Annotated in this window: 4 protein-coding genes and 1 pseudogene; 2 read left to right on the top strand and 3 right to left on the bottom strand. The window is 61.4% G+C overall.

Features of this window, described 5'->3' with window-relative positions:
* Nucleotides 1–78: 78 nt before the first annotated feature.
* The 3 genes from JWR98_RS21170 to JWR98_RS21160 are packed head-to-tail and all read right to left on the bottom strand — an operon-like array spanning nt 79 to nt 3477.
* Nucleotides 79–978 carry an acyltransferase gene (locus JWR98_RS21170; protein ID WP_205491114.1) on the bottom strand — a complete coding sequence of 300 codons (900 nt, stop codon included), beginning with the start codon at nt 976–978 and terminating at the stop codon, nt 79–81.
* Nucleotides 979–3078 carry a phosphate acetyltransferase gene (gene pta / locus JWR98_RS21165; protein WP_078731496.1) on the bottom strand — a complete coding sequence of 700 codons (2100 nt, stop codon included), beginning with the start codon at nt 3076–3078 and terminating at the stop codon, nt 979–981.
* Between the two features lie 60 nt (nt 3079–3138).
* Complete coding sequence (locus tag JWR98_RS21160) at nt 3139–3477, bottom strand: DUF3565 domain-containing protein (protein ID WP_078731497.1); 339 nt, start codon at nt 3475–3477, stop codon at nt 3139–3141.
* On the opposite strand from JWR98_RS21160, the gene JWR98_RS21155 reads away from it, so the two are divergent.
* Together JWR98_RS21155 and JWR98_RS30280 are read left to right on the top strand one after the other, a co-directional pair.
* The gene (locus JWR98_RS21155) at nt 3446–3931 is read left to right on the top strand and encodes an FKBP-type peptidyl-prolyl cis-trans isomerase (RefSeq protein WP_003171645.1); all 486 of its coding nucleotides are present in this window, start codon (nt 3446–3448) and stop codon (nt 3929–3931) included. The two genes, JWR98_RS21160 and JWR98_RS21155, sit on opposite strands and share 32 nt — an antisense overlap.
* Nucleotides 3932–3941: 10 nt before the next feature.
* A pseudogene (locus JWR98_RS30280) lies at nt 3942–4021 on the top strand (hypothetical protein); the annotation flags it as partial.

The following is a 4021-nucleotide window of genomic DNA, read 5'->3' as shown; positions in this document are numbered from 1 at the left end:
CCCCCGATAGCGTGGGTCAGCTACAACTGCATCAACTGATGCTCCGTCATCGGGGGCAAGCCCCCTCCCACAGGTTGATCATCGTTTGCCTGGGAAGTCTTTATGCAGCTTTTCCAGCAACGCATCCTTGTCTTCCCATAACCGGTTGATCCAGCCCTGGAACGCTAACCGATACTCCCCGTCCTGCTCATAATTCTTGCCGATAAACTCGGCCGGAATCTGTACCTCTTCAAACTGCACCACCACGTCCTTCACCTTACCGCAGAGCAAATCCCAATACCCTGGACGTCCGCCGGGGTAGTGAATGGTCACGTTCACCAGTGATTTGAGCTGCTCCCCCATGGCATCCAGCACAAACGCGATACCGCCGGCCTTGGGCTTGAGCAGGTAACGAAACGGCGAGTTCTGTTGGGCGTGCTTACCCGGCGTAAACCGCGTGCCTTCGGCAAAGTTGAAAATGCCCACCGGGTTGTCGCGAAATTTCGCGCAGGTCTTGCGGGTGGTTTCCAGGTCCTTGCCCTTCTTCTCCGGGTGTTTCTCCAGATAGGCCTTGGTGTAACGCTTCATGAACGGAAAGCCCAGCGCCCACCAGGCCAGGCCAATCACCGGGACCCAGATCAGCTCCTGCTTGAGAAAGAACTTCAGCGGGCGAATACGGCGGTTGAGCACGTATTGCAGCACCATGATGTCGACCCAGCTCTGGTGGTTGCTGGTCACCAGGTATGAGTGCTGATAGTCCAGGCCCTCAAGGCCTTTGAGGTGCCAGCGAGTGCGTTGCACCAGGTTCATCCAGCCTTTGTTGTTGGTCACCCAGGCTTCGTGAGTGTGATTCATCAGCCATTCGCTGAAGCGTTTGGCAAACGGTAGCGCCTTGAACAGCGCGACGATAAACAGGAACGAACACAGCAGGATCGTGTTCAGCGCCAACAACAGCGATGCGATTACCCCGCGCACGACGGCAGGTAGAAAATCCAGCATTTAGATATCCATAGGTCGGTTGGCGGCTTGGATCGCGGTCAGGGCGATGGTGTACACGATGTCGTCCACTTGGGCGCCGCGCGGCAGGTCGTTGACCGGTTTGCGCAGCCCCTGGAGCATCGGCCCCAGGCTCACGCAATCGGCGCTGCGTTGCACGGCTTTGTGGGTGGTGTTGCCGGTGTTCAGGTCGGGGAACACGAACACCGTGGCCTTGCCGGCGACCAGGCTGTTGGGGGCCAGTTGCCGCGCCACATGTTCGTTGGCGGCGGCGTCGTATTGCAGCGGGCCGTCGATCAACAGCGAACTTTGCTGTTCATGGGCGAGTAGGGTGGCTTCGCGGACTTTCTCCACTTCCTCGCCACTGGCCGAATCGCCGCTGGAATAGCTGATCATCGCCACGCGCGGGGTGATGCCGAACGCCGACGCCGAATCGGCGCTTTGCAGGGCGATTTCCGCAAGCTCCGCGGCGCTTGGGTGCGGGTTCATCACGCAGTCGCCATACACCAGCACCTGCTCGGGGAACAGCATGAAGAACACCGACGACACCAGCGTGCAGCCCGGCGCCGTTTTAATCAGTTGCAGGGCCGGGCGGATGGTATTGGCGGTGGAGTGGATAACCCCGGACACCAGCCCGTCGACTTCATCCAGTGCGAGCATCATGGTGGCGATCACCACGGTATCTTCCAGTTGCTGCTCGGCCATCGGCGCGTTGAGGCTCTTGCTCTTGCGCAGCGCCACCATCGGTTCGACATAGCGCTGGCGGATCAGGTCCGGGTCGAGGATTTCCAGGCCTTCAGGCAACTCGATGCCCTGAGCGCGGGCCACTGCTTGCACATCCTCGGGTTTGGCCAGCAGCACACAACGGGCAATGCCCCGGGCCTGGCAGATGGCGGCCGCCTGTACGGTCAGCGGTTCGCTGCCTTCAGGCAGTACGATGCGTTTGTTGGCGGCCTGGGCGCGCTGGATCAACTGATAGCGGAACACCGCCGGCGACAGGCGCATTTCCCGTGGCGTGCCGCACCGCTGGTGCAGCCAGCGCGCGTCGAGGTGGCTGGCGACGAAATCGGTGATGATCTCGGCCCGCTCGCGGTCGTCGATCGGGATTTCCTTGTTCAGGTTGTTGAGCAAGTTGGCGGTTTCGTAGGAGCCGGTGCTCACCGACAGTACCGGCAACCCGGCCTGGAACGCGCCGCGGCACAGCTCCATGATGCGTGGGTCGGGCAGGGTGTCGCTGGTCAGCAGCAGGCCGGCCAGGGGCACGCCGTTGATCGCGGCCAGGCTGACGGCGAGGATGATGTCGTCGCGGTCGCCGGGAGTTACCACCAGCACGCCGGGCTTGAGCAGCTCCACAGTGTTGCGCATGGTGCGCGCGCAGATGATGATTTTGGTCATGCGCCGGGTTTCATAGTCGCCGGCGTTAAGGATCTGCGCGCTCATCAGGTCGGCCACGTCGCGGGTGCGTGGCGCATTGAGTTCCGGTTGATAAGGAATACAGCCGAGCAGGCGGAAATCCCCGCTGCGCAACAGCGGCGAATGTTCTTTAAGGCGCGCCGAGAAGACTTCCATGCTCTCTTCGGTGCGCACCTTGTTAAGGATTACGCCGAGGACTTTCGGGTCTTTAGGGCCGCCGAACAGTTGCGCCTGCAATTCCACGCGGCCGGAGAGTTCGGTGAGCACTTCGTTTTCCGGCGCCGAGACCAGGATCACCTCGGCGTCCAGGCTCTTGGCCAGGTGCAGGTTGACCCGTGCCGCATAGCTGGCGCTGCGCGTCGGCACCATGCCTTCGACGATCAGCACATCCTTGCCCACCGCGGCCTGCTGATACAGCGTGATGATTTCTTCGAGCAATTCGTCGAGCTGGCCGTCGCCGAGCATCCGCTCGACATGGGCCAGGCCCAAGGGCTGCGGCGGTTTGAGGCCGTGGGTGCGTGCCACCAGTTCGGTGGAGCGTTCGGGGCCGGTGTCGCCGGGGTGCGGCTGGGCAATCGGCTTGAAAAAGCCGACTTTCAGCCCGGCCCGCTCAAGGGTGCGCACCAGCCCAAGGCTGATGGAGGTCAGGCCCACACCAAAATCGGTGGGCGCGATAAAAAAAGTCTGCATGCGAATTCTCTTGAGGTGCATGGCTTCGGTGGCGCTCTATGGCTGAGTGCCTACCGGGAATCAAGCGCCAAGGTTATCGTTATTCGGCCCCTGCGCACACCAGCCACAGGCAAAGGGTTGGCCTATTTTTTCCAGGCGCTGCGCGGGGTCGAGCACCCAGGCGCGTGATTGCCAGGGCGGCTGGTGGCGCAGGTGCTGGGTGTGGCCGCAGGACAGCTCGGCTACCCAATGAAGGTCGTCGTCCTGATGGAAGCCGCTGAGCGTCGAGACCGTTGGTCGGTCCCGTTTGTCCGGGTTCTGTTCGCTTTCGGGCAAATCCTTGTTTAGACTTGTCCGTTCTTCATTCTTATGCAAAAGGTCTCGCCCCATGACGATCGCCGCTAACAAGGCTGTCTCCATCGACTATACCCTGACCAACGACGCTGGTGAGGTCATCGACAGCTCAGCCGGCGGCGCGCCGCTGGTCTACCTGCAAGGCGCAGGTAACATCATCCCAGGCCTGGAAAAGGCGCTGGAAGGCAAAGCAGTCGGTGATGAACTGACCGTTGCCGTAGAACCTGAAGATGCCTACGGCGAATACTCCGCCGAACTGGTCAGTACTCTGAGCCGCAGCATGTTCGAAGGCGTCGACGAACTGGAAGTGGGCATGCAGTTCCACGCTTCGGCGCCGGACGGCCAAATGCAGATCGTCACCATCCGTGATCTGGACGGCGACGACGTGACGGTCGACGGCAACCACCCGCTGGCGGGTCAGCGCCTGAACTTCCAAGTGAAGATCGTGGCCATCCGCGATGCCTCCCAGGAAGAAGTGGCTCACGGCCACGTCCACGGCGAAGGCGGTCACCACCATTGATCGATGTTCCGGTGCCGTGCTCAACCACGGCCACTACGAAGAGGCCAAGCGGCTGATCCAGAACCAGGCCTCGCGCTACGGCTTTTTTCA

This window comes from Pseudomonas lactucae (assembly GCF_016937615.1).
GTDB classification, from domain to species: domain Bacteria; phylum Pseudomonadota; class Gammaproteobacteria; order Pseudomonadales; family Pseudomonadaceae; genus Aquipseudomonas; species Aquipseudomonas lactucae.
Note: the sequence above shows the minus strand (reverse complement) of the source record. Positions and strands in the feature narration are given on the sequence as shown.

Excerpts from the sequence above, each read along its gene's own strand:
- pta (WP_078731496.1), bottom strand. The coding sequence starts at position 3,078 with ATGCAGACTTTTTTTATCGCGCCCACCGATTTTGGTGTGGGCCTGACC.
- JWR98_RS21155 (WP_003171645.1), top strand. The coding sequence starts at position 3,446 with ATGACGATCGCCGCTAACAAGGCTGTCTCCATCGACTATACCCTGACC.
- JWR98_RS21160 (WP_078731497.1), bottom strand. The coding sequence starts at position 3,477 with ATGGAGACAGCCTTGTTAGCGGCGATCGTCATGGGGCGAGACCTTTTG.
- JWR98_RS21170 (WP_205491114.1), bottom strand. The coding sequence starts at position 978 with ATGCTGGATTTTCTACCTGCCGTCGTGCGCGGGGTAATCGCATCGCTG.